The sequence below is a fragment of the Tistlia consotensis USBA 355 genome (assembly GCF_900177295.1).
Taxonomy (GTDB): domain Bacteria; phylum Pseudomonadota; class Alphaproteobacteria; order Kiloniellales; family DSM-21159; genus Tistlia; species Tistlia consotensis.
This window is the reverse complement of the sequence record NZ_FWZX01000031.1, coordinates 1-21,881: the sequence shown is the minus strand read 5'-3', so window position 1 is coordinate 21,881 and position 21,881 is coordinate 1. Positions and strand designations below refer to the sequence as shown.

Here is a 21,881-nt window from a genome sequence, read left to right as displayed (position 1 = left end):
ATCATGTCCAAGACCGTCGCCGACTTCATCCTGGAACGCCTGCAGGCCTGGGGCGTCCGGCGGATCTACGGCTTCCCCGGCGACGGCATCAGCGGGCTGATCTCCGCGCTCGACCGGGCCAGCGACGGCATCGACTTCGTCCAGGCGCGCCATGAGGAGGAGGCCGCCTTCATGGCCTGCGCCCACGCCAAGTTCACCGGCGAGATCGGGGTCTGCATGGCGACCAGCGGACCGGGTGCGATCCACCTGCTGAACGGCCTCTACGACGCCAAGCTGGACCACCAGCCGGTGCTCGCCATCGTCGGCCAGCAGCCGCGCTCGGCGCTCGGCGGCTCCTACCAGCAGGAGGTCGACCTCGGCTCGCTGTTCAAGGACGTGGCCCACGAGTACGTGCATTTCTGCTCGACCCCGGCGCAGGCCCGCCACCTGATCGACCGCGCGGTCCGCGTCGCCGAGTCCTACCGCGCCGTGACGGCCCTGATCGTGCCCGACGACGTGCAGTCGCTGGACGCCGTCGAGGAGCCGCCACGCAAGCACGGCACGGTGCATTCCGGCATCGGCTACGCCGCGCCCAAGGTGGTGCCGCACCAGGACGACCTGCAGCGTGCCGCGGCCGTGCTGAACGCCGGCAGGAAGGTCGCGATCCTGGCCGGCGCCGGCGCCCTGGAGGCGACCGACGAGGTCATCGAGATCGCCGAGCTGCTCGGCGCCGGCGTCGCCAAGGCGCTGCTCGGCAAGGCCGCCCTGCCCGACGACCTGCCCTTCGTCACCGGCCAGATCGGCCTGCTCGGCACCGAGCCCTCCTGGGAGCTGATGCGCGACTGCGACACCCTGCTGATGATCGGCTCGTCCTTCCCCTACTCGGAGTTCCTGCCGAAGGAGGGCCAGGCGCGCGGCGTGCAGATCGACCTCGACCCGAAGATGATCTCGATCCGCTATCCCATGGAGGTCGGCCTGGTCGGGGACTCGGCCGCGACGCTGCGCGCGCTCGAGCCGCTGCTGCAGCGCAAGACCGACCGCTCCTGGCGCGAGGGCCTGGAGAAGTCGGTTGCGAAGTGGTGGCGGCAGGTCGACCGCCACGCCCACCAGAAGGCCGACCCGATCAATCCGGAGCTGCTGTTCTGGGAGCTCTCCTCGCGGCTGCCCGACGACGTCATCGTCGCCGCCGATTCCGGCACCTCGGCGAACTGGTTCGCCCGCGCCCTCAAGATCCGCCGCGGCATGAAGGCCTCGCTGTCCGGCACCCTGGCGACCATGTGCCCGGGCGTGCCCTACGCGACGGCCGCGAAGTTCTGCTACCCCGAGCGGGTCGCCATCGGCTTCGTCGGCGACGGCGCCATGCAGATGCTCGGCATCAACGGCCTGATCACGATCGCCAAGTACTGGCGCACCTGGCAGGACCCGCGCTGCGTCATCGCCGTGCTCAACAACGGCGACCTCAACCAGGTGACCTGGGAGCTGCGCGCCATGGCCGGCACGCCGAAGGTCGAGGAGACCCAGGACGTGCCGCACTTCGCCTTCTCGGACTACGCCGAGATGCTCGGCCTCGAGGGCATCCGGGTGACCAGGCCCGAGCAGATCGGCCCGGCCTGGGACGCGGCGCTTTCGGCCGACCGGCCGACGGTGATCGACGCCGTCGTCGACCCGACGGTGCCGACCCTGCCGCCGCACATCACCTCGAGCCAGGTCAAGAGCTACGCCAAGGCGCTCTGGAAGGGCGATCCCGAGGCGCGGGCCATCGTCTGGCATTCCTTCGAGAAGGCCCTGACCTGAGTCGCGAGGCAGGGTCTTGACCTTCTCCTCCGCCCCGATCGAGACGGTCGCCGTCTCGGCCTACCGGATCCCGACCGACGCGCCGGAATCCGACGGCACCCTGGCCTGGGATTCGACCAGCCTGATCGTCGCCGAGATCGCGGCCGGCGGCCGGACGGGCCTCGGCTACAGCTACGGCGATCCGGCGGCCGCGACCCTGATCCGGGGCACGCTGGCCGCGGTCCTGGAAGGCCGCGACGCCCTGGCGACAGGCGGCTGCTGGCGCGCCCTGGTCCGGGCGATCCGCAACGACGGCCGGCCGGGCATCGCCTCGATGGCGATCTCGGCGCTCGACAACGCGCTCTGGGACCTGAAGGCGCGGCTGCTCGGGCTGCCGCTCGCGCGCCTGCTCGGCACCGTTAGCGAGTCGGTGGAGATCTACGGCAGCGGCGGCTTCACCTCCTACACGGACACGCAGCTGAGCGCGCAGCTCGCCGGCTGGGCCGAGCAGGGCATGACCCGGGTCAAGATGAAGGTCGGCCGTACGCCGGAGCGCGATCTCGCGCGCGTCGAGACGGCACGCAGGGCGGTGCCGGCCGAGGTCCGCCTGATGGTCGACGCCAACGGCGGCTACGACCGCAAGCAGGCGCTCGCCTTTGCCGAGCGCTTCGCCGCGCTGGGCGTCGACTGGTTCGAGGAGCCGGTGTCCTCGGAAGACCTGGAAGGCCTCAGGCTGCTGCGCGACCGCCTGCCCGCGCCGATCGAGGTGACGGCCGGCGAGTACGGCTACGACAGCCGCTACTTCCGCCGAATGATCGAGGCGGGCGCCGTCGACGTGCTGCAGGCCGACGCGACGCGCTGCGCCGGCGTCACCGGCTTCCTCGCCGCCGACGCGCTCTGCCGGGCCTTCGAGACGCCGCTCTCGGCGCACTGCGCCCCGGCCCTGCACTGCCACCTCTGCTGCGCCGCCCTGAAGGCGCGACACATCGAGTGGTTCCACGACCACGTGCGCATCGAGGCCTTGCTGTTAGACGGCGCGCCCCGCCCCGACGGCGGCCGGGTCGCCTTCGACGCCGGGCGGCCCGGCTGCGGCCTGGAGCTGAAGCGGCGCGACGCCGAGCGCTACGCCCTCTGACGAAAGCCGACACCATGCCCCTCGACGACAGCGGCCGAACGCAGCCCCGTCCCGACAGCCGCCCCGACAGCCGCGACCGCCCGGTCGACGCCGACGCCCTGGCGGCGGCGCTCGCCGAGGCGATCGAAGGCGAGGTTCGCTTCGACCAGCAGGCGCGCAGCCTCTATTCGACCGACGCCTCGAACTACCGCCAGATCCCGGTCGGCGTCGTGCTGCCGAAGAGCCGCAAGGACGTGATCAGGACCGTCGAGGCCTGCCGCCGGTTCGGCGCGGCGATCACCAGCCGCGGCGGCGGCACCAGCCTGGCCGGCCAGAGCTGCAACGCCGCCGTGATCATCGACTTCTCGAAGTACCTGAACCGGATTCTCGCGCTCGACGGGGAGAGGCGGGAGGCCTGGGTCGAGCCCGGCGTCGTGCTCGACGACCTGCGCGACGCCGCCGCCGAGCAGGGCCTGACCTTCGGCCCCGATCCCTCGACCCACAATCACAACACCCTGGGCGGAATGATCGGCAACAACTCCTGCGGCGTGCACTCCGTGATGGCCGGGCGGACCGCCGACAACGTCCTCGAGCTGGAGGTGCTGACCTACGACGGCACGATCCTGACGGTCGGCGCGACCGACGAGGTGACGCTGCGCCGGCTGAGCCGCCAGGACGACCGGACCGGCGTCATCTACCGGAGCCTCGCCGCGCTGCGCGACCGCCACGCCGAGCAGGTCCGCGCCCGCTACCCCGACATCCCGCGCCGGGTCTCCGGCTACAATCTCGACGAGCTGCTGCCCGAGAAGGGCTTCCAGGTCGCCCGCGCCCTGGTCGGCTCCGAGGGCACCTGCGTCGTCGTGCTGCGTGCGCGCCTCAGGCTGGTGCCGCTGCCCAAGGTCCACAGCCTGGTGATCCTCGGCTTCCACGACGTCTATCAGGCGGCCGACTCGGTGCCCCGGATCCTCGAGCACGGCCCGACCGGGCTCGAGGGCCTCGACGACAAGCTGGTGCTCTACATGAAGGCCAAGGGCCTGCATCCCTCCGACGCCGAGCTGCTGCCGGAGGGCGGCGGCTGGCTGCTCGTCGAGTTCGGCGGCGACGACAAGGACGAGGCCCAGGCCAAGGCGAAGAAGCTGATCGAGGCGCTGGGCGCCGGCGAGGCCGCAAAGGGCGACGGCCCGCCCTGGGGCAAGCTGATCGAGGAGGATTGGCAGGCCGCGAAGATCTGGGAGGTCCGCAAGGCCGGCCTCGCCGCCACGGCCCACGTGCCGATGATGGGCGAGACCCACCCGGGCTGGGAGGACGCGGCCGTGCCGCCCGACAAGGTCGGTGCCTACCTGCGCGACTTCCGCCGGCTGCTCGACGCCTTCGGCTACGACTGCTCGCTCTACGGCCATTTCGGCGACGGCTGCATCCACTGCCGCATCGACTTCGACTTCGGCTCGCTCGGCGGCGTCCAGGACTATCTCGCCTTCATCGACAGGGCGGCGGAGCTGGTCGTGGGCTACGGCGGCTCGATCTCCGGCGAGCACGGCGACGGCCAGGCCCGCGCCGCCCTGCTCGAGACGATGTACGGCCCGGCGCTGATCGAGGCCTTCCGGACCTTCAAGTCGATCTGGGACCCGGACGGCCGGATGAACCCGGGCAAGGTGGTCGACGCCTACCGGCCCGACGAGAACCTGCGCCAGGGCCCCGACTACCGGCCCTGGATCGCCGAGACGGCCTTCGCCTACCCCGAGGACCAGGGCGACTTCGCGCGGGCCGCCGGGCGCTGCGTCGGGGTCGGCGAGTGCCGGCGCCACGACTCCGGCACGATGTGCCCGAGCTACCGCGCGACCCGCGAGGAGGCCTGGTCGACGCGCGGCCGCGCCCGCCTGCTGTTCGAGATGATGCGCGGCGACCACGAGCCGGACCGCTGGCAGTCCGAGGCGACGCGCGAGGCGCTCGACTTCTGCCTCGCCTGCAAGGCCTGCAAGAACGAGTGCCCGGTCAACGTCGACATGGCGACCTACAAGGCCGAGTTCATGCACCACCACTACCGCGGCCGGCTCAGGCCGCGCGACGCCTATGCCATGGGCCTGATCTGGTGGTGGGCGCGCGCCGCCTCGGCGGCGCCGGGCCTGGCCAACGCGGTGATGCAGTCGCCGGCGCTCGGCGGCCTCGCCAAGCGGATCGGCGGCATCGCCCCCGAGCGGGAACTGCCGCGCTTCGCCAGCCCCTCGTTCCGCGACTGGTTCCGGGGCGCGCGCCTGCGCCGGCCGACGCCCGGCCGCTGCGGCGGGCCGACGCGCGAGCGGGTCATGGGCCACGCCGACTCGCCGCGCCACAGCGCCAGCAGCTTCGCCAACCGGGCGCCGGGCGGCGGCCACGCCGCCGAGGCCGCCAGCCTCAATCCCATGGGCCGCGCCCGCGCCCAGCACCCGCCCCGCGTCCTGCTCTGGCCCGACACCTTCAACGGCTACTTCACCAGCGGGCCGCTGAAGGCCGCGGCCCAGGTGCTCTCCGATGCCGGCTTCCAGGTCTCGATTCCCGAGCGGCCGCTGTGCTGCGGCCGGCCGCTCTATGCCGTCGGCATGCTGGGGCTGGCGCGCCGCCTGTGGCGGCGCACCCTGGAGACGCTGGAGCCGGAGATCCGCGACGACGTGCCGGTCGTGCTGGTCGAGCCGAGCTGCGCCTCGGCCTTCCGCGACGAGCTGCCGAACCTCTTCCCGCACGATCCGGACGCCCGGCGCCTGTCGAAGCAGAGCTACCTGCTCAGCGAGTTCCTGGAGCGCGAGGACTACCGGCCGCCGCGGCTGGAGGGCCGGGCCGTCGTGCACGGCCACTGCCACCACCGCGCCGTCGTGCAGATGGACGCCGAGGTCGCGGTGCTGAAGCGCCTCGGTCTCGACGCGACGGTGCTCGACGACGGCTGCTGCGGCATGGCCGGCGACTTCGGCTTCCGCCGGAAGAGCTATCCGGTCTCGGTCCAGGTCGCCGAGACCGGCTTCCTGCCGGCGGTGCGCGAGACCCCGGCCGACAGCCTGCTGATCGCCAACGGCTTCTCCTGTCGCGAGCAGGCCCGCCAGCTCTGCGGCCGCACCCCGCTCAGCCTGCCCGAGGTGCTGCTGAAGGCGATCGAGGCGGAGAGGTGACCCGGGTCCGCCGGGCCCGCCCGGAACGGATGGCCGTCCCGGGACGTTTCCCAGACGGCCCGGCGGTGCGTCCGCCCTGCCGCGGCCACCGTCCCGAACGACGCCTGAGGAGCCCCCCGAGATGACCACACGCCCCGCACGGACGGCCGTCGCCCTCGCCCTCGTCGCCAGTCTCGGCGCCCTGCCGCTGGCCGGCTGCCAGTCGGTCGAGAGCGAGACCGGCATGAGCAAGAACTCGCAGACCGGCGCCCTCGGCGGCGCCGCGGCCGGCGGCATCATCGCCGCGATCGCCGGCGCCAACCCGGCCTGGATCGCCGCCAGCACGATCCTCGGCGGCGTGTCCGGCGGCCTGCTCGGCGACTACCTCGGCAAGAGCGACGCCGAGAAGCACGCCCAGACCAACCTCAACGCCCTCGACACCCTGGGTGCCGGCCAGAGCTCGAGCTGGAGCGACCCGAGCACCGGCAACGGCGGCAGCACGACGGTGCACCGCGTCTTCACGGCCAACGGCCGGACCTGCAAGACCTACACCGAGACGGTCCGGACCGCCCAGAAGTCGGTCTCCCAGGACGCCACCGCCTGCCGCCAGTCCGACGGCACCTGGCAGGTCCAGCGGGTCTGAGCCGCGCGGCGGCGGCGGGCCGTCGGGGCGCTGCTGCCGCTCAGATCCGGAAGTGCAGCAGGCCGGCCCAGAGGACGAAGAGCATCAGCCCGGCGCCGATCGCGACCGCCGCGGCGAAGCTCCCCGGTCGTAGCACGCCCTCGCGGAGCGCCACGCGCCCGACCAGCAGCGAGACCGGATAGTAGAGCAGCACCGCCGTCGCCAGGCCCGGCGACCAGCTGTCGTAGAGCGCCGTCGTCGACAGGTGGAAGACGAAGTTCCAGAACAGGTTGCCGCTCGCCCAGGACAGCAGCAGGAAGGCCGAGAGCCGCGAGGGCCTGAAGGAGGCCCAGGCCGTCAGGCCGAGCAGGAGCGCCATGAAGCCGGCGTTGTTGACCAGGAAGCCGCGCTCGGTCATCGCGCCGCCGAGCGTCGCCACCACCCAGTGCGGGAAGCCCGAGGCGAATTCCTCGACGATGTGCGGCAGGTAGCAGGCCGGCATCAGCCAGACCAGCCGGCGGAAGGCAGCGCCGGATCGCGCCGGGACGGAAAGCGTCGTCATGCTTCGCGGGTCCTGTCGAAAGGCGCGCCTGTCTAGCCCTGCCGCGAGCGCCGCGCAACGTCCCTCGCGAGGGGAGCGGCCAAGGATTCGATCCTGCGCTCCTGTCACGAAAGCCCCCTTTCTCTGTCAGGACCGCCGCCTGTACCGGTGCGCTGCTTTCGCCGATCTTGTCGTCACCCAGACAACAGGAGGCGAAAGCCATGAAACGCTACATGATCGAACGCGCGATTCCCGGGGTCGGCAGCCTGGACGCCGGCCAGCTCAAGCAGGCCGCCACGACCTCCAACGACGCCCTGGCCAAGCTCGACGGCAAGGTCCAGTGGGTGCAGTCCTTCGTCGCCGACGACAAGACCTTCTGCGTCTACCTGGCCGAGAGCGAGGCCGAGGTCCAGGAGCACGCCAAGCTGAGCGGCTTCCCGGCGACCAAGGTCACCGAGCTGCAGGGCGTCATCGACCCGATGACCGCGATGGGCTGACCGGGCGGCTGCCGCCGCACCGGCAGGCGGCGGCAGCGGGACGGGAGCCGGCGGTCACGGGCGCCTCACGCGCTCGTGCCTGGCCGGGCCCGGCCGGGGCGGCTATAGCAGCCTGCACCGGCGCCTCCCGTTCGTCCCGGACCGTGGACCTTGCCGATGGCCAGAAAGCTCGACTTCGCCCAGGGGAGCGGCTGCGCGCCCCGCGTCTTCCCGCCCGCCGGATCCGACGGCGCGCCGCTCGAGGTCACGGTGGTGCTGCTCGAGGGCGGCTACGCCTCGACCGCGATCGGGCCGATCGAGGTCTTCCATTCCGCCGGCCTGCTGTGGAACCAGCTGCAGGGCGACGCGGCCGAGCCGCGCTTCCGGGTGCGCAGCGCCTCGCTCGACGGCGCCAGCGTGCCCAGCGCCTGCGCCCTGGCGCTGACCCCGAGCCTCGCCCTCGAGGAGGTCCGGCGCAGCGACATCGTCATCGTCGCCGCCTCCGGCCTCGACCTCGACGCCCAGCTGGCGCGTCACGCCGCCCTGCTGCCCTGGCTGCGCACGCATCACGCGCGTGGCGCCTGGATCCTCGGCATCTGCACCGGCGTCACCTTCCTGGCCGAGAGCGGGCTGCTCGACGGCCGGCGCGCGACGACCCACTGGGCGGTCGCCGAGGAGCTGCGCCAGCGCTATCCCGCGGTCGCCTGGTGCCCCGAGGAGTTCGTCACCGAGGACGGGCGGATCCTCTGCGGCGGCGGCGTCTACTCGGCGATCGACCTCAGCCTCTACCTGGTCGAGCGGATCTGCGGCCACGAGATCGCCCTGCAGTGCGCCCGCTCCCTGCTGGTCTCGATGCCGCGCAGCCGCCAGTCCGGCTATGCCGTGCTGCCGCTGTCGCGTCCGCACGGCGACGCCCGCATCCGCGCCGCCGAGGAGTACCTGCAGCAGCACTACGACCGCGAGCTCTCGACCCAGGTCCTGGCCGAGCGGGTCGGCCTGGCGCCGCGCACCTTCATCCGCCGCTTCAAGGCGGCGACCGGCCAGCTGCCCGGCGCCTACGGCCAGGCGCTGCGCGTCGCCGCCGCCCGCGAGCTGCTGGAGCAGGGCGCGACCTCGATCCAGGCGGTCAGCAGCCAGGTCGGCTACGACGACCTCGCCTACTTCCGCGCCCTGTTCAAGCGCCACACCGGCATGACCCCGGCCGACTACCGCAGCCGCTTCGGCCGCCTGCAGCTCGACCGCGGCGAGCTGGCCTCGGGCTGAGCGCCGGAGGGCCCTCTTCCCGTCATCCCGGAAGCCGCTTTGCCCGGCATCTTCGATGCCGTCGGCAAAGCGCGCTGTCCGGGATCCAGGGGCCAAGGGCCGCAACCTCTCGGCAAGCGGCCCTGGATCCCGGATCGCAAGGCTCGCCACCCGAAAGCCCCCGGGCTTTCGGGCTCGCCTAGCGTCCGGGATGACGACCTGAACGAGTGCCATGGCGTGCGGGGGAATCGTCGACCTCGGGCCTTCGCAGGCCCATTCAGCGCTGCAGGTCCTCGTAGAGGTCGCGCCACTGCGGATTGCCTTCCTCGATCAGCGCAAGCTTCCAGGCGCGCCGCCAGCGCTTGAGCTTCTTCTCACGCAGGATGGCCTCCTCCATCGTCCCGAAGAACTCGACGTGGACCAGCCGGTGCACAGCGTAGCGGTCGGTGAAGCCTTCGACGACGCCGCTCCGGTGCTGCCAGGCCCGAGCGACGATGTCGCTGGTCACCCCGATGTAGAGCGTGCCGTTGCGACCGCTGGCGAGGATGTAGACGCAGGGCTGGCGCATCCGGCGATGATGCCACGGCGGCGACCCGCCTTCACACCAAGTGCGCAGCGCTTTCTCTCTTCCGTCATCCCGGGCGCTAGGCGAGCCCGAAAGCCCTCGGGCTTTCGGCTTGCGAGCCTCGCGACCCGGGATCCAGGGCCCCACCGCTCCGGCTCCTCGGCCCCTGGATCCCGGACAGCTCGCTTTGCCGACGGCAGCGAAGCTGCTGGGCAAAGCGAGCTGTCCGGGATGACGGGGAAGCGGGTCGCCCCTACCCCGCCCGTTCCGAGGTCGCGGCACTGAGCAGCGCCTTGACCGAGGCGGTCGCGACGTCGCTGTCGATGCCGACGCCGAAGACCGTGCGGCCGTCGGCTGTGGTGCACTCGACATAGGCCGCGGCCTGGACCTCGCTGCCCTGGCCCAGGGCGTGCTCCTGGTAGTCGGCGATCTCCAGCGCGACGCCGCAGCTCTCGCGCAGCGCCGCCAGCACGCTCGACAGCAGGCCGTTGCCGCGGCCGCTGACGGAGCGCTCCTCGCCGTCGAGCAGGATGCGCCCGGCGAACTGCCGGCCGCCGCCGGCCGCCACGCCCTCGTTGTAGTCGATCAGGCGGAACGGCGGCTCGCCGGCCAGGTGGTAGGCACGCTCGAAGCAGCCCCAGATGTCGGCCGAGGCCAGCTCGCGGCTCGAGGCGTCGGCCAGCGCCTGGACGTGGCGGCTGAAGTCGGCCTGCAGGCGCTTCGGCAGCTTCAGGCCCCGGTCCTGCTCCAGCACCCAGGCGACGCCGCCCTTGCCGGACTGCGAGTTGACCCGGATCACCGCCTCGTAGCTGCAGCCGAGGTCGGCCGGGTCGATCGGCAGGTAGGGCACGTCCCAGAACTCGTCGTTGCGCTGCGCCTGGGCCGCGAAGCCCTTCCGGATGGCGTCCTGGTGGCTGCCCGAGAAGGCGGTGAAGACCAGCTCGCCGGCATAGGGGTGGCGCGGATGCACCGGCAGCTGGTTGCAGTACTCGACGGTCCCGACCACGGACCGGATGTCCGAGAAGTCCAGGCCCGGGTCGACGCCCTGGCTGTAGAGGTTGAGCGCCAGGGTCACCAGGTCGACGTTGCCGGTGCGCTCGCCGTTGCCGAACAGGCAGCCCTCGACCCGGTCGGCGCCGGCCATGACCGCCAGCTCGGCCGCCGCGACGCCGGTGCCCCGGTCGTTGTGCGGATGCACCGAGACGACGACGCTGTCGCGCCGCGAGACGTGGCGGCAGAACCACTCGATCTGGTCGGCATAGACGTTCGGCGTCGCCGCCTCGACCGTCGCCGGCAGGTTGAGGATCACCGGCCGCTCCGGCGTCGGCTCCAGCACGTCGAGCACGGCCTCCGAGACCTCCAGGCTGAAGTCGAGCTCGGCGGTCGAGAAGGTCTCGGGGCTGTACTCGAAGCGCCAGTCGGTGCCCGGCCGCTTCTCGGCCTGCTCGCGCAGGATCGAGACGCCGGCGACGGCGATCTCCTTGATGCCGGCCCGGTCGAGGCCGAAGACGATGCGCCGCCAGGCCGGCGAGATCGCGTTGTAGAGGTGGACGACCGCCGTGCGGGCGCCCTCCAGGCTCTCGAAGGAGCGCTCGATCAGGTCGCGGCGCGACTGGGTCAGCACCTGGACGACGACGTCCTCGGGGATGCCGCCCGAATCGACCAGGCCGCGGATGAAGTCGAACTCGGTCGCCCCGGCCGAGGGGAAGCCGACCTCGATCTCCTTGAAGCCGCAGCGGACCAGCAGGTCGAAGAAGCGCTGCTTCTTGTCCCGGTCCATCGGGTCGATCAGGGCCTGGTTGCCGTCGCGCAGGTCGGTCGAGAGCCAGCGCGGTGCCGCCGCGATGGCCTTCGAGGGCCACTGCCGGTCGGGCAGGTCGACGGTCGGGAACGGGCGGTACTTGACGGAGGGATCGCGCAGCATCTCTCTTGCGCCTCTTCACTGCTGTTCTGCGGGGGGGCGGCACGGCAAACCTGCCGCCGCCGGGCAGCCGTCAGTCCCGGCGGCCGCCGGTAAGTCGCAGCGCGGCGCCGAAGAGGCGCGCGGGAAGCAGGGAGAGGGTCGCGAAGGAAGCCATGGGGAGTCGTGTAGCGCGGATGGCGGCGGGGCGCAGCAGGAATCTGTCGGGGCACGGGGGACGTCACCCTCGACCCAGGCCGCAGCGATGCGGGCCGTGGTGGCCGCCCTCTTCCATCTTTACCCGGATAATATTTTCCTCTATATCACCCGGGCACAATTGGAGAGGGACCATGACCGACCGGGAGTTTCGGAAGGCGGCGATCGCCGCCTATAAGGAACGCAAGCCGGCGCACGGCGTCTATGCGGTGCTCTGCACCGCCACGGGCGAGGCCTGGGTCGGGCGCAGCCGGCACCTGGACACGCAGCGGAACGGCCTGTGGTTCGCGCTGCGCCAGGGCAGCAGCCCGCACCGGGCGCTCCAGGCGGCCTGGACGCTCCACGGCGAGCGCGAGTTCCGCTTCGAGGAGCTGGAGCGCCTGAGGGAGGACTTCCCCGAGCTCAACCGCCCGGACGAGCTGAAGAAGCGGCAGGCGCTCTGGCGGGCGCGGCTGCACGCCGCCGCCCTGCCGTGAGGCCGGGCGAGTGCGGCCCTTCTTTCCTTGTCCCCGCTTCCGCGCCAGGGCCCGCCGCCCCAATCCGTCATCCCGGAAGCCGCTTTGCCCGAAATCTTTGATTTCGTAGGCAAAGCGAGCTATCCGGGACCCAGGGGCCAGAGGCCCGCTCGTCGGAGCACGTGGCCCTGGATCCCGGGTCGCAAGGCTCGCAAACCGAAAGCCTTTTCAAGGCTTTCAGGCTCGCCTAGCGCCCGGGATGACGGGCTTGTGAGTGCATCCCACGGCACCGTCGCGAGGAGGACGCTTGCCTCGGCCCGCCGCTCCCGGCTCTAAGGGGCCAGCCCCGGCTGCCACGAGAGCCTGCCCATGTCCGCCTCCCCGTCCCGTCCCGCGCGCCGCGGCTTCGCGCGCTGGCTCGGCGAGACCAACGAGATCACCCGGCTGTTCCTGGCGGCCGGGCAGATCCCGGACCTGATCAACCTGGCCGGCGGCCTGCCCGAGCCGGCGACCTTCCCGGTCGCCGAGCTGGCGGAACTGGCCGGCCGGGCCGTGGCCGAGCATCCGGGCGACGCCCTCGCCTACCCGCCGATCGAGGGTCTGCCGGCGCTGCGCGACCGCATCGCCGAGCGCTACGCGAGCGAGCGGCTGCGGCTGACCCGGGACAACGTGCTGATCGTCTCCGGCGGCATGCAGGGCCTGGACCTGCTTGGCAAGGTGCTGCTCGATCCCGGCGGGCTGGTCGCTGCGCAGGCGCCGACCTATCTGGGCGCGCTCGACGCCTGGCGGCCGCGCGCGCCGCGCTACCGGCCGTTCCGCCCGGACCGCAACGACTTCGATGCCGAGGGCGCCCTGGCCGGCGCGCAGTTCGCCTACTGCGTGCCGAACTTCTCGAACCCGACCGGCCGCCTGGTCGGCACCGGGACGCGGCGCGCCCTGGTCGCCGCCGCCGAGACAACCGGCACCTGGCTGGTCGAGGACGATCCCTACGGCGCGCTGCACTACGACGGCGAGCCGCTGCCGCGCATGATCGAGCTGGCCGCGGTGCCGGGCGAAGCGCCCTACGACGGCCCGGTCCTCTACCTCGGCACGCTGTCGAAGGAGATCGCCCCGGGCCTGCGCATCGGCTGGGTGATCGCCGCGCCCGGGATGATCCGCGCCCTGACCCTGGCCAAGCAGGGCTCGGACCTGGCGAGCAGCGGCCTCGGCCAGCGCATCGCCCTCGACGCCCTGGACAGCGGCCTCGACCGCAAGGTCCTGCCCGGCATCCTGGAGACCTACCGGCGGCGCCGCGACGCGCTCTGCGCGGCGCTGGCCGGGCAGCTCGCGGACTGGTTCGACTGGGAGGTCCCGGTCGGCGGCATGTTCGTCTGGGCGGTCGCCAGGGACCCGGCCCTCGACACCGACCGCCTGCTGGCCGCGGCCCTGGAGGCCAGGGTCTGCGTCACCCCGGGCAGCGTCTTCGACCCCGAGGGCCGCGACCGCCGCGCGATCCGCCTGAACTTCACGCTCAACGACGAGGCGCGGCTGGCCGAGGGGGTGCGGCGGCTGGCGACGGCACTGCGCGCGCTGCCGGCCTAGGACCGGGCGGGCACGGGGCCGCTCCACGCAACTCGACGCGACTCCGCGACACAGCGCCTCCCCCGGCAATTCCCCATACGCCGCCGGCCGGCGCGCCTGTAGGCTCGCGCTCATCGCCGGGCCGGACGCCTTTCCGCGGCCGTGCCCTTCGAGACCCCGTCCGCGCCGCGACGTCGCCAGGCCCCGTTCGCTCGAGCGTTCCCTGCCCCGTCACGGCGCCGAGCGAACGAGAGCGCCAGAGCTGATGTCCGACCGCCTGCCTTCCGCCCCACCCTTCGCCCCGCCCTCGTCCCGGCCCTCCGGCCGAACCCGCTGCCTGCGCCTTGCGGCGCTGCTGCTGCTGGCCGGCGGCCTCGCCGCCTGCTCCGACGTGGGCGGCGGCGACACGGTCTATCCGCACTCCAAGCCCGGCAAGGGCGGCGGCTCGACCTACCAGACCCAATCCAGCCTGTTCGGCAAGGGCGGGCTCAACCTGTTCGGCGGCAGCGACAAGGCGCCGCCGGGCGCCGGCACCGGCGGCGGCAGCGCGGTCGGGGTCAATCCCGAGCTGTGGCGCGCGACCCTCGACACCCTGTCCTTCATGCCGCTCGCCTCGGCCGACCCCTTCGGCGGCGAGATCATCACCGACTGGTACTCGCCGCCCGAGAGCCCGAAGGAGCGCCTCAAGGTCGACGCCTTCATCCTGGGCAAGCAGCTGCGCGCCGACGGCATCCGGGTGCGGATGTTCCGCCAGGTGCTGACCAAGGACGGCGCCTGGGTCGACGCGCCGACCGACAAGAAGTCGGACGAGGCGCTGGAGAACGAGATCCTGACCCGCGCCCGGCAGCTCTACATCGCCCAGGCGGGCGGCAGCTGAGCGCCCGTCACATCCTCTTGGCGACCTCCTCGAGCATCACCTCGGTGGCGCCGCCGCCAATCGACTGGATGCGGGCGTCGCGGACCATGCGCTCGATCGGATACTCGCGCATGTAGCCGTAGCCGCCGTGGAACTGCTGGCAGGCGTACATCACGCGGTTGACCAGCTCGCCGCAGAGCGCCTTGACCATCGAGACCTCCTTGACCGCGTCCTGGCCCTGGCTGTCGAGCCAGGCGGCGTGCCAGACCAGCTGGCGGGCGGCCGCGACCTCGGCCTGCAGGCCGGCCAGCTTCTGGCGTACCGCCTGCTTGTCCCAGAGCGGGCCGCCGAAGGCCTGGCGCTGGCGCACGTAGTCGAGGGTGATGTCGAGGGCCTTCTGGCTCTCGCCGACCGCCATGGCGCCGAGCACGATCCGCTCGTTCTGGAAGTTCTTCATGATCGCGTAGAAGCCGCGGCCGGCCTCGCCGAGCAGCGCGTCGGCCGGCAGGTCGACGTCCTGGAAGGACAGCTCCGCGGTGTCGGAGGCGCGCCAGCCCATCTTGTCGAGCTTGCGGGCGACGGTGAAGCCGGGCGTGCCCTTCTCGACGATGAACATCGAGATGCCGCGCGAGGGCTTCTCGTCCGGGTCGGTCCGCGCCGCGACGAAGTAGAGGTCGCCGAGCGCGCCGTTGGTGATGAAGGTCTTGCTGCCGTTGAGCCGCCAGCCGTTGCCGCGCTTCTCGGCCTTCGTCCGCAGCGCCGCGACGTCAGAGCCGCCGCCCGGCTCGGTGACCGCGACCGCGGTGATCGTCTTGCCGGCGATCACGTCGGGCAGCCAGCGCTCCAGCTGCTCCGGGCTGCCGAAGTTCGCGAGGTGCGGCGAGGCCATGTCGGTGTGCACCAGCACCGTCACGTTGAAGCCGGCGCAGGTCGAGCGCGACAGCTCCTCGACGAAGGCGACGGTCGCCAGCGTGCTGAGGTTCGAGCCGCCGAACCGCTCGGGATAGCGGATGCCGAGGAAGCCGAGCTCGCCCATCTTGCGCAGCACCTCGCGCGGCACCGCACCGGCCGCCTCCCAGGCCTCGACATGCGGCACGACCTCGGCCTCGACGAAGCGCCGCACCTGGTCGCGCAGCGCCTCCAGCGTCTCGTCGTCGTAGATGGAGCGGGTCATGGCAGGGTCCTTCGGGTGGTGGGTCGCGACCGCCCCGCCGCCACGAAGGCTCCCTCTCCGCCCCTATGGGGGGGAGAGGGTCGGGGCGAGGTGGGGTGCTGACCGGGAAGAGCGTGCGGGCGGCGGGGGCGGAAGCCCCCCACCTCTCCCTGCCCTCTCCCCCCCATAGGGGCGGAGAGGGTTCTCGGGAAAAGGCGCTTCAGTGGGCGCTTCATTCCCCCGCCTCGATCTCGACCAGCAGGTCGCCGGCGGCGACGGCCTGGCCGGCCCGGCAGGCGACGGCGGCGACGCGGCCGGTCAGGCCGGCCCTGACGGTCTGGAACAGCTTCATCGACTCGACGACGACCAGCGGCGTGCCGGGCTCGACCGGGTCGCCGGCGGCGACCTCGACCGAGGCGACCAGGCCGGGGCCGGCGGCGCGCACCGAGCCCTCGCCGTCGGCCGCCTGCGCCCGCGGCTTCGTCCAGGCGGCCAGGCCGGTCGGCGCCCGCCAGGGACGCCAGCCGGCGCCGCCGTCGAGGTGCAGCGTCTCGCCCTCGACCCGGAAGCGCCAGGCCGTCGTGCGGCCCTCGTGACCGACGGTCAGGCGCTCGCCCTCGACGGCGAAGGTCACGGCCAGCGGCGGCGCGCTCTCGTCGAGCGGCTGCAGCGTCGCCCGGCCGGCGCCGAGCGCCAGCCAGAAGGCCCGGCGCTCGCCCGCGGGATCGAGCAGCACGACCGGCGAGCGCGCGGCCAGGCCGGCCGCGGCGCCGAGCCGCCAGCCCGCCAGGCTCGACCAGGGCGAGTCCGCGGGCGCCGGCCGGCCGCGCAGGACCAGCGCCGCGGCGGCGGGCTCCAGCGGCTCCGGCGCCGGCCGCCAGCCCTCGGGCCAGCGCTCGGCCAGCAGGTGCGTGGTCATGACGCCGGCCGCGAAGGCCTCGTCGCGCAGCACCCGGCGCAGGAAGGCGGCGTTGGTCGTGACGCCGAGCAGCGCGGTCTCGCCGAGCGCCCGCTCCAGGCGCGCGAGAGCGGTCGCGCGGTCGGGGCCCCAGGCGATCACCTTGGCGAGCAGCGAGTCGTAGAAGGGCGTGACGGCCTGGCCTTCGGCGAGGCCGGCGTCGACGCGGATGCCCGGCCCCTCGGGCAGCGCGAGGCCGGCGATCCGGCCGGTCTGCGGCCGGAAGCCGTCGGCCGCGTCCTCGGCGTTGATCCTGGCCTCGATCGCCCAGCCGGCGGGCCGGATCGCCGCCTGGGCCAGCGGCAGCGGCTGGCCGGCGGCGACGCGGATCTGCCACTCGACGAGGTCGAGACCGCCCGGAACCGAGGCGAGGATCGCCTCGGTCACCGGATGCTCGACCTGCAGGCGGGTGTTCATCTCCAGGAAGAAGAACTCCCGGCTCCCGGCGTCGAGCACGAACTCGACCGTGCCGGCGTTGTCGTAGCCGATGCGCCGGACCAGCTGCAGCGCCGCCTCGTGCAGGCCCCGGCGCGTCGCCTCGGAGAGACCCGGCGCCGGCGCCTCCTCGATCAGCTTCTGGTGCCGGCGCTGCACCGAGCAGTCGCGCTCGAAGAGGTGCAGGGCGTTGCCTTGCCGGTCGCCGAAGACCTGGACCTCGACGTGGCGCGGGCTGGCGACGTAGCGCTCGACCAGCAGACGGCCGTCGCCGAAGGCGGCCTCGGCCTCGCGGCGCGCCAGGGCCAGGGCCTCGGGCAGCGCTTCCGGCCGCTCGACGATGCGCATGCCGCGGCCGCCGCCGCCGGCGCTGGCCTTGACCAGCAGCGGGAAGGCCAGCGTGCGCGCCGCCTCGGCCAGGGCCTCCAGCCCGCCCCCGCCTTCCGCGATCCCCGGCACGACCGGCACGCCGGCCTCGGCCGCCAGCGCCTTGGCGGCGATCTTGTCGCCCATGGCGCGGATCGCCGCCGGCGACGGCCCGACGAAGGTCAGGCCGGCGGCCGCGCAGGCCTGGGCGAAGGCGGCGTTCTCGGCCAGGAAGCCGTAGCCGGGATGGATCGCCTGGGCGCCGGCCGCCCGCGCCGCCGCGATCAGCTGCGCGCCGTCCAGGTAGCCGGCCGAGGGCTCGGCCCCGGCCAGCGCCACGGCCTGGTCGCAGGCCCGGACGTGCGCCGCCCCGGCGTCGGCCGCCGAGTGCACCGCGACCGCGCGGATGCCGAGCGCCCGGCAGGTCCGGGCGATCCGGACCGCGATCTCGCCGCGGTTGGCGATCAGCAGGCAGGACGGCAGGGCGGTCATGGCGCGGCAGGTCCCCGGGGGTGTCTCACGCGCCCTGCCAGCCCGGCTTGCGCTTCTCCAGGAAGGCGGCGATGCCCTCCTGGCCCTCCTCGGTCTCCCAGGCGTCGGCCAGGGCCCGGGCGGTGTAGTCCAGGTTGTCCTCGAGACCGTGCGTGGCGACCTGGCGGATCAGGCGCTTGGTCGCGGCGATCGCGCCGGGCGCGGCCAGCAGCAGCTCGGCGACCTCGGCCTCGACGGCCGCGTCCAGCCTGTCCGCCGGCACGGCCTCCTTGAGCAGGCCGAGGGCGACGGCCTCGGACGCCTCGAAGCGGCGGCCAGAGAGCATGACCCGGCGGGCGTTGGCGGCACCGATGCGGGCGATCACGAAGGGCGAGATGTTGGCCGGCAGCAGGCCGAGCCGGACCTCGGTCAGGCCGAAGCGCGCGCCCTCGACGCCGATCGCGACGTCGCAGACCGCCATCAGGCCGGTGCCGCCGCCGTAGGCGCCGCCGTTGATCCGGCCGATCAGCGGCTTCGGCAGCTCGTCGAGCGCGCGCAGCATGGCGGCCAGCGCCGCGCTGCCGGCCAGGCGCTCCTCCCGGCCGCTCTCGATCTGGCGGCGGAACCAGCGCAGGTCGCCGCCGGCCGAGAAGGACCTGCCCTCGCCGGTCAGCACGACGACGCGCACCGCCGGGTCGGCGCCCAGCGCCTCGGCGGCCCGGTGCAGCTCGGCGATCACCGTCTCGTCGAAGGCGTTGTGCACCTCCGGCCGGTCGAGGGCCAGGGTCGCGACGCCGCGCGCGTCGCGCTCGATCTTCAGCGTCTCGAAGGTGCCGGGGGTCTCGTAGCTCTCGGTCATGGCTCTCGCTCTCACAGGCGGAAGACGCGGGCGTCGCGGGGAGGCGCCTCGCCCCGGCTGGCGGCGAGCGCCAGGCAGAGGCCGAGGACGTCCCGGGTCTGGGCCGGCTCCAGGATGCCGTCGTCCCACAGCCGCGAGGTCGCGTAGTAGGGATCGGACTGCTCGGCGTACTGGTCGCGCACCGCCTTCTCGATGGCGGCCAGCTCGGCCGGCCCGGGCGGTCCCTGGCGCACCGAGGAGCGGCGCAGCTCCAGCATCACGTTGGCGGCGATGTCGGCGCTCATGGTCGCGCACTCGGCGGTCGGCCAGGCGAAGAGGAAGTCCGGCCAGAAGCCGCGGCCGCACATGCCGTAGTTGCCGGCGCCGTAGGAGCCGCCGAGGATCACGGTCAGGCGCGGCACCCGGGCCGTCGCCATGGCGTAGACCATCTTGGCCGAATCCTTGGCGATGCCGCCGCGCTCGGCCTCGCCGCCGACCATGAAGCCGGAGATGTTCTGCAGGAACAGCAGCGGGATCCGGCGCTGGTCGCAGAGCTGGATGAAATGCGCCGCCTTCAGCGAGGAGTCGGAATAGAGCGGCCCGTTGTTGCCCAGGATGCCGACGGGAAAGCCGTGGATCCGCGCCGTGCCGGCGACCAGGGTGGCGCCCCACTCCGGCTTGAACTCGACGAAGTCGCTGTCGTCGACCAGGCGCGCCAGCACCTCGCGCACGTCGTAGGGCTGGCGCCGGTCGGCCGGCACGACGCCGGCCAGCTCCTCGCCGGACAGTCGCGGCGGCAGCGCCTGCCGCGGCGGCGACAGGTCGCGCTCGACCGCCAGCGAGGCGACGATCTCGCGCAGCTTGGCCAGGGCCTCGGGCTCGTCGGCGGCCAGCCAGTCGGAGACGCCGGAAACCCGCGTGTGCATCGCCGCCCCGCCCAGGCTCTCGCCGTCGATCTCCTCGTTGATCGCGACCTTGACGATCGAGGGGCCGCCCAGGTGGATGCGCGCCTGGCCCTCGACCATCACGACCTCGTCGGAGAGCGCCGGGATGTAGGCGCCGCCCGCCGTGCAGCCGCCGAACACCGCCGAGACCTGGGCCAGGCCCGCCGCCGACATGCGGCACTGGCGCAGGAAGGTGTTGCCGAAGTGGTCCTTGTCCGGAAAGACCTGGTCCTGCTGGGGCAGGTTGGCGCCGCCGCAGTCGACCAGGTAGAGGCAGGGCAGCCGCTGCTGCTCGGCGATCTCCTGGGCGCGGACGTGCTTCTTGACCGTCTCGCGGTAGAAGGAGCCGCCCTTCACCGTCGCGTCGTTGGCGACGATCATGACCGGTGTGCGCTCGACCAGGCCGATGCCGGCGACGGCGCCCGCGCCCGGCACCTCGTTGCCGTACTGGCCCCAGGCGGCGAGCGGCGCCACCTCCAGGAAGGGGCTGCCGGGATCGAGCAGCAGGTCGATGCGGTCGCGCACCAGCAGCTTGCCGCGCGCCTTGTGGCGCCCGACGTGGGCGCCGCGGCCGCCGCTCGCGGCATGGGCCAGGCGCTCGCGCAGGGTGGCGAGCCGCGCCTCGTAGGCCTCGCGGTTGGCCTGGAAGCCGGCGGAGCGCGGGTCGAGGGCGCTGGTCAGGATCGCCACGGCGTCACTCCCTCCCCGTTGCAGGGCCGGCCGCCGGCGCGAGGCCGCGCCAGATCAGGTCGGCGTAGTGCCCGGCCAGGCGCTCGACGCCGCCCCTGGCCGGCTCGAACCACTCCAGCGAGGCGTTGAGCGCGCCGATCAGCAGCAGCCGGGTCGTGCGCAGGTCGGCGTCGGCGCGCAGCAGGCCGCGACCCCGGGCCTCGGCCAGCAGCTCGTCCCAGTAGCGGTCGTAGGCCTGGCGGACCGGCAGGCTGCGCTGCCGCACCGCCTCGGGAATCTGGCCGAAGATCCGCACGTTGGCCGAGGAGTAGTCGCTGAGCCGCAGCAGGCTCCTGAGATGCGCCAGGATCGCGGTGCGCAGCAGGGCCTCGCCGCCCGCCCCGGTGGGTAGCCGCCCGACCGCCTCGGCGACGCCCTGGTGCACCGTGCGGATGCCCTCGTCGAGGATCTCGACCACGAGGTCCTCCTTGGAATCGAAGTGGTAGTAGAGGCTGCCGGCCTGCATGCCGGCCTCGGCGGCGATGGCGCGCAGCGAGACGCCGGCGTAGCCCTGCTCGCGGAACAGGCGCGCCGCGACGTCGAGGATGCGGCGCCGGCTCTCGGCCGCGCCGCTCTCCGCCTTCGTCGCCTCGGTCGTTCTTTCGGGCCTTGCCATCTAACAAACGTTAGGCAGAATCGAACGACAGGTCAATCGATCGGACGAGGGGAGGAAGCCATGGCGAGACAGCTGAGCGAGAGCGCGGTCCTGCTGACCGGCGGCACGGCGGGCATCGGCCTCGCCTGCGCCGAGGCCCTGGCCGCGGCCGGCGTGCCGCGGCTCCTGCTGGCCGGCCGTTCGGAGGCGCGCGGCGCCGCGGCCGTCGAGGCTGTGCGCAGGGCGGCGCCCGCGGCCGAGGTCCGCTTCGTCGCCGCCGACGTCGCGACCCCCGAGGGCGCAACCCGCGCGGCCGAGGCCTGCGCCGGGGCCTACGGCCGGATCGACGCCCTGGTCTCGACCGCCGGCGGCGACGCCCTGCCCCGCCTGCTCCACGAGCAGCCGATCGAGAGCCTGCCGGAGACCCTGCGCACCATCACCTCGGGCGTGCTGCTGCCGGCCCGCGCGGTGCTGCCCGTCATGATGGACCAGGGCGGCGGCTCGATCGTCTGCACCGCCTCCGACGCCGCCAAGGTCGCGACCCCCGGCGAGGTCACGATCGGCGCCGCCATGGCCGCCATCGTGATGTTCTGCCGCGGCCTCGCCAACGAGGCCAAGCGCTCGGGAATCCGGGTCAACGTCATGACCCCCTCGATCGTGCGCGGCACGCCGCTCTACGACCAGCTGATGGCCGATCCCTTCGCCGGCCGGCTCTTCGCCAAGGCCGAGACGATGGCGCGGCTCGGCGTCGCCGAGGCCGCCGACCTCGCCCAGCTCGCCGTCTTCCTCTGCGGCCCCGGCTCGGCCAAGCTCACCGGCCAGGCGATCTCGGTCAACGGCGGGATCTCGGCGGCTTGACCGTCGCACACCCAAATGGCTTCACCCTGAGCCTGTCTGTTCAGACCGGGGACATAGTGGACACCCGTTCGGGGACATTGTGGACGGGTTTGAGCTCAGTCTGCTCGGTGAGGTCGAGG

General features: G+C 73.1%; 18 protein-coding genes. 10 read left to right on the top strand and 8 right to left on the bottom strand.

Annotated features, from left to right (window positions below; genetic code table 11):
* The first annotated feature begins 3 nt into the window (after window positions 1-3).
* The 4 genes from B9O00_RS26160 (at window position 4) to B9O00_RS26145 (ending at window position 6,625) form a co-directional block, all read left to right on the top strand.
* Complete coding sequence (locus B9O00_RS26160; protein ID WP_085125674.1) at window positions 4-1,773, top strand: thiamine pyrophosphate-requiring protein; 1,770 nt, start codon at window positions 4-6, stop codon at window positions 1,771-1,773.
* A gap of 16 nt (window positions 1,774-1,789) precedes the next feature.
* Window positions 1,790-2,887 (top strand): enolase C-terminal domain-like protein, encoded by a 1,098-nt coding sequence (locus B9O00_RS26155; RefSeq protein ID WP_085125673.1) that lies wholly within the window; start codon window positions 1,790-1,792, stop codon window positions 2,885-2,887.
* Window positions 2,888-2,901: 14 nt separating this feature from the next.
* Complete coding sequence (locus tag B9O00_RS26150; RefSeq protein ID WP_085125672.1) at window positions 2,902-6,003, top strand: FAD-binding and (Fe-S)-binding domain-containing protein; 3,102 nt, start codon at window positions 2,902-2,904, stop codon at window positions 6,001-6,003.
* A 121-nt stretch (window positions 6,004-6,124) separates the two neighbouring features.
* A complete protein-coding gene (locus tag B9O00_RS26145; RefSeq protein WP_085125671.1) occupies window positions 6,125-6,625 on the top strand; it encodes an RT0821/Lpp0805 family surface protein in 501 nt (166 codons plus the stop codon).
* 40 nt (window positions 6,626-6,665) lie between these two features.
* On the opposite strand, the gene B9O00_RS26140 is transcribed toward B9O00_RS26145, so the two are convergent.
* Window positions 6,666-7,166, bottom strand: a complete 501-nt coding sequence (locus B9O00_RS26140; protein ID WP_085125670.1) for an HXXEE domain-containing protein — start codon at window positions 7,164-7,166, stop codon at window positions 6,666-6,668.
* A gap of 200 nt (window positions 7,167-7,366) precedes the next feature.
* Between B9O00_RS26140 and B9O00_RS26135 the strand changes: the two genes are divergently transcribed.
* Together B9O00_RS26135 and B9O00_RS26130 are read left to right on the top strand one after the other, a co-directional pair.
* Window positions 7,367-7,642, top strand: coding sequence for a DUF4242 domain-containing protein (locus B9O00_RS26135; RefSeq protein WP_085125669.1), 276 nt, complete (start codon window positions 7,367-7,369; stop codon window positions 7,640-7,642).
* 156 nt (window positions 7,643-7,798) lie between these two features.
* On the top strand, window positions 7,799-8,884 hold the full coding sequence (locus B9O00_RS26130) for a GlxA family transcriptional regulator (RefSeq protein ID WP_085125668.1): 1,086 nt from the start codon (window positions 7,799-7,801) through the stop codon (window positions 8,882-8,884).
* Between the two features lie 256 nt (window positions 8,885-9,140).
* On the opposite strand, the gene B9O00_RS26125 is transcribed toward B9O00_RS26130, so the two are convergent.
* Together B9O00_RS26125 and leuA are read right to left on the bottom strand one after the other, a co-directional pair.
* Window positions 9,141-9,431, bottom strand: a complete 291-nt coding sequence (locus B9O00_RS26125; protein WP_085125667.1) for a GIY-YIG nuclease family protein — start codon at window positions 9,429-9,431, stop codon at window positions 9,141-9,143.
* Window positions 9,432-9,681: 250 nt separating this feature from the next.
* A complete protein-coding gene (leuA, locus tag B9O00_RS26120) occupies window positions 9,682-11,352 on the bottom strand; it encodes a 2-isopropylmalate synthase (protein ID WP_085125666.1) in 1,671 nt (556 codons plus the stop codon).
* A 326-nt stretch (window positions 11,353-11,678) separates the two neighbouring features.
* Between leuA and B9O00_RS26115 the strand changes: the two genes are divergently transcribed.
* From B9O00_RS26115 to B9O00_RS26105, 3 genes are all read left to right on the top strand, one after another.
* Window positions 11,679-12,020, top strand: coding sequence for a GIY-YIG nuclease family protein (locus tag B9O00_RS26115; RefSeq protein WP_085125665.1), 342 nt, complete (start codon window positions 11,679-11,681; stop codon window positions 12,018-12,020).
* A gap of 348 nt (window positions 12,021-12,368) precedes the next feature.
* Window positions 12,369-13,580, top strand: a complete 1,212-nt coding sequence (locus B9O00_RS26110) for an aminotransferase-like domain-containing protein (protein WP_085125664.1) — start codon at window positions 12,369-12,371, stop codon at window positions 13,578-13,580.
* A gap of 244 nt (window positions 13,581-13,824) precedes the next feature.
* Window positions 13,825-14,436 carry a DUF3576 domain-containing protein gene (locus B9O00_RS26105; protein WP_085125663.1) on the top strand — a complete coding sequence of 204 codons (612 nt, stop codon included), beginning with the start codon at window positions 13,825-13,827 and terminating at the stop codon, window positions 14,434-14,436.
* Window positions 14,437-14,443: 7 nt separating this feature from the next.
* Here B9O00_RS26105 and B9O00_RS26100 read toward each other — a convergent pair whose 3' ends face one another.
* The 5 genes from B9O00_RS26100 to B9O00_RS26080 form a co-directional block, all read right to left on the bottom strand.
* Entirely contained in the window at window positions 14,444-15,589 is a 1,146-nt protein-coding gene (locus tag B9O00_RS26100; protein WP_085125662.1) for an acyl-CoA dehydrogenase family protein, read from the bottom strand.
* Between the two features lie 211 nt (window positions 15,590-15,800).
* On the bottom strand, window positions 15,801-17,819 hold the full coding sequence (locus B9O00_RS26095; RefSeq protein WP_085125661.1) for an ATP-binding protein: 2,019 nt from the start codon (window positions 17,817-17,819) through the stop codon (window positions 15,801-15,803).
* A gap of 25 nt (window positions 17,820-17,844) precedes the next feature.
* Window positions 17,845-18,657, bottom strand: coding sequence for a crotonase/enoyl-CoA hydratase family protein (locus B9O00_RS26090; protein ID WP_085125660.1), 813 nt, complete (start codon window positions 18,655-18,657; stop codon window positions 17,845-17,847).
* 11 nt (window positions 18,658-18,668) lie between these two features.
* Window positions 18,669-20,270 carry an acyl-CoA carboxylase subunit beta gene (locus B9O00_RS26085; RefSeq protein WP_085125659.1) on the bottom strand — a complete coding sequence of 534 codons (1,602 nt, stop codon included), beginning with the start codon at window positions 20,268-20,270 and terminating at the stop codon, window positions 18,669-18,671.
* A 4-nt stretch (window positions 20,271-20,274) separates the two neighbouring features.
* Window positions 20,275-20,925: a TetR family transcriptional regulator gene (locus B9O00_RS26080; RefSeq protein ID WP_085125658.1), complete on the bottom strand. Its 651-nt coding sequence runs from the start codon at window positions 20,923-20,925 to the stop codon at window positions 20,275-20,277.
* Between the two features lie 60 nt (window positions 20,926-20,985).
* Here B9O00_RS26080 and B9O00_RS26075 point away from each other — a divergent pair, with 60 nt between their 5' ends.
* Entirely contained in the window at window positions 20,986-21,762 is a 777-nt protein-coding gene (locus B9O00_RS26075) for an SDR family NAD(P)-dependent oxidoreductase (RefSeq protein WP_085125657.1), read from the top strand.
* Window positions 21,763-21,881 lie beyond the last annotated feature (119 nt).

Excerpts from the sequence above, each read along its gene's own strand:
- B9O00_RS26160 (WP_085125674.1), top strand. The coding sequence starts at position 4 with ATGTCCAAGACCGTCGCCGACTTCATCCTGGAACGCCTGCAGGCCTGG.
- B9O00_RS26150 (WP_085125672.1), top strand. The coding sequence starts at position 2,902 with ATGCCCCTCGACGACAGCGGCCGAACGCAGCCCCGTCCCGACAGCCGC.
- B9O00_RS26145 (WP_085125671.1), top strand. The coding sequence starts at position 6,125 with ATGACCACACGCCCCGCACGGACGGCCGTCGCCCTCGCCCTCGTCGCC.
- B9O00_RS26140 (WP_085125670.1), bottom strand. The coding sequence starts at position 7,166 with ATGACGACGCTTTCCGTCCCGGCGCGATCCGGCGCTGCCTTCCGCCGG.
- B9O00_RS26135 (WP_085125669.1), top strand. The coding sequence starts at position 7,367 with ATGAAACGCTACATGATCGAACGCGCGATTCCCGGGGTCGGCAGCCTG.
- B9O00_RS26130 (WP_085125668.1), top strand. The coding sequence starts at position 7,799 with ATGGCCAGAAAGCTCGACTTCGCCCAGGGGAGCGGCTGCGCGCCCCGC.
- B9O00_RS26125 (WP_085125667.1), bottom strand. The coding sequence starts at position 9,431 with ATGCGCCAGCCCTGCGTCTACATCCTCGCCAGCGGTCGCAACGGCACG.
- leuA (WP_085125666.1), bottom strand. The coding sequence starts at position 11,352 with ATGCTGCGCGATCCCTCCGTCAAGTACCGCCCGTTCCCGACCGTCGAC.
- B9O00_RS26115 (WP_085125665.1), top strand. The coding sequence starts at position 11,679 with ATGACCGACCGGGAGTTTCGGAAGGCGGCGATCGCCGCCTATAAGGAA.
- B9O00_RS26110 (WP_085125664.1), top strand. The coding sequence starts at position 12,369 with ATGTCCGCCTCCCCGTCCCGTCCCGCGCGCCGCGGCTTCGCGCGCTGG.
- B9O00_RS26105 (WP_085125663.1), top strand. The coding sequence starts at position 13,825 with ATGTCCGACCGCCTGCCTTCCGCCCCACCCTTCGCCCCGCCCTCGTCC.
- B9O00_RS26100 (WP_085125662.1), bottom strand. The coding sequence starts at position 15,589 with ATGACCCGCTCCATCTACGACGACGAGACGCTGGAGGCGCTGCGCGAC.
- B9O00_RS26095 (WP_085125661.1), bottom strand. The coding sequence starts at position 17,819 with ATGACCGCCCTGCCGTCCTGCCTGCTGATCGCCAACCGCGGCGAGATC.
- B9O00_RS26090 (WP_085125660.1), bottom strand. The coding sequence starts at position 18,657 with ATGACCGAGAGCTACGAGACCCCCGGCACCTTCGAGACGCTGAAGATC.
- B9O00_RS26080 (WP_085125658.1), bottom strand. The coding sequence starts at position 20,925 with ATGGCAAGGCCCGAAAGAACGACCGAGGCGACGAAGGCGGAGAGCGGC.
- B9O00_RS26075 (WP_085125657.1), top strand. The coding sequence starts at position 20,986 with ATGGCGAGACAGCTGAGCGAGAGCGCGGTCCTGCTGACCGGCGGCACG.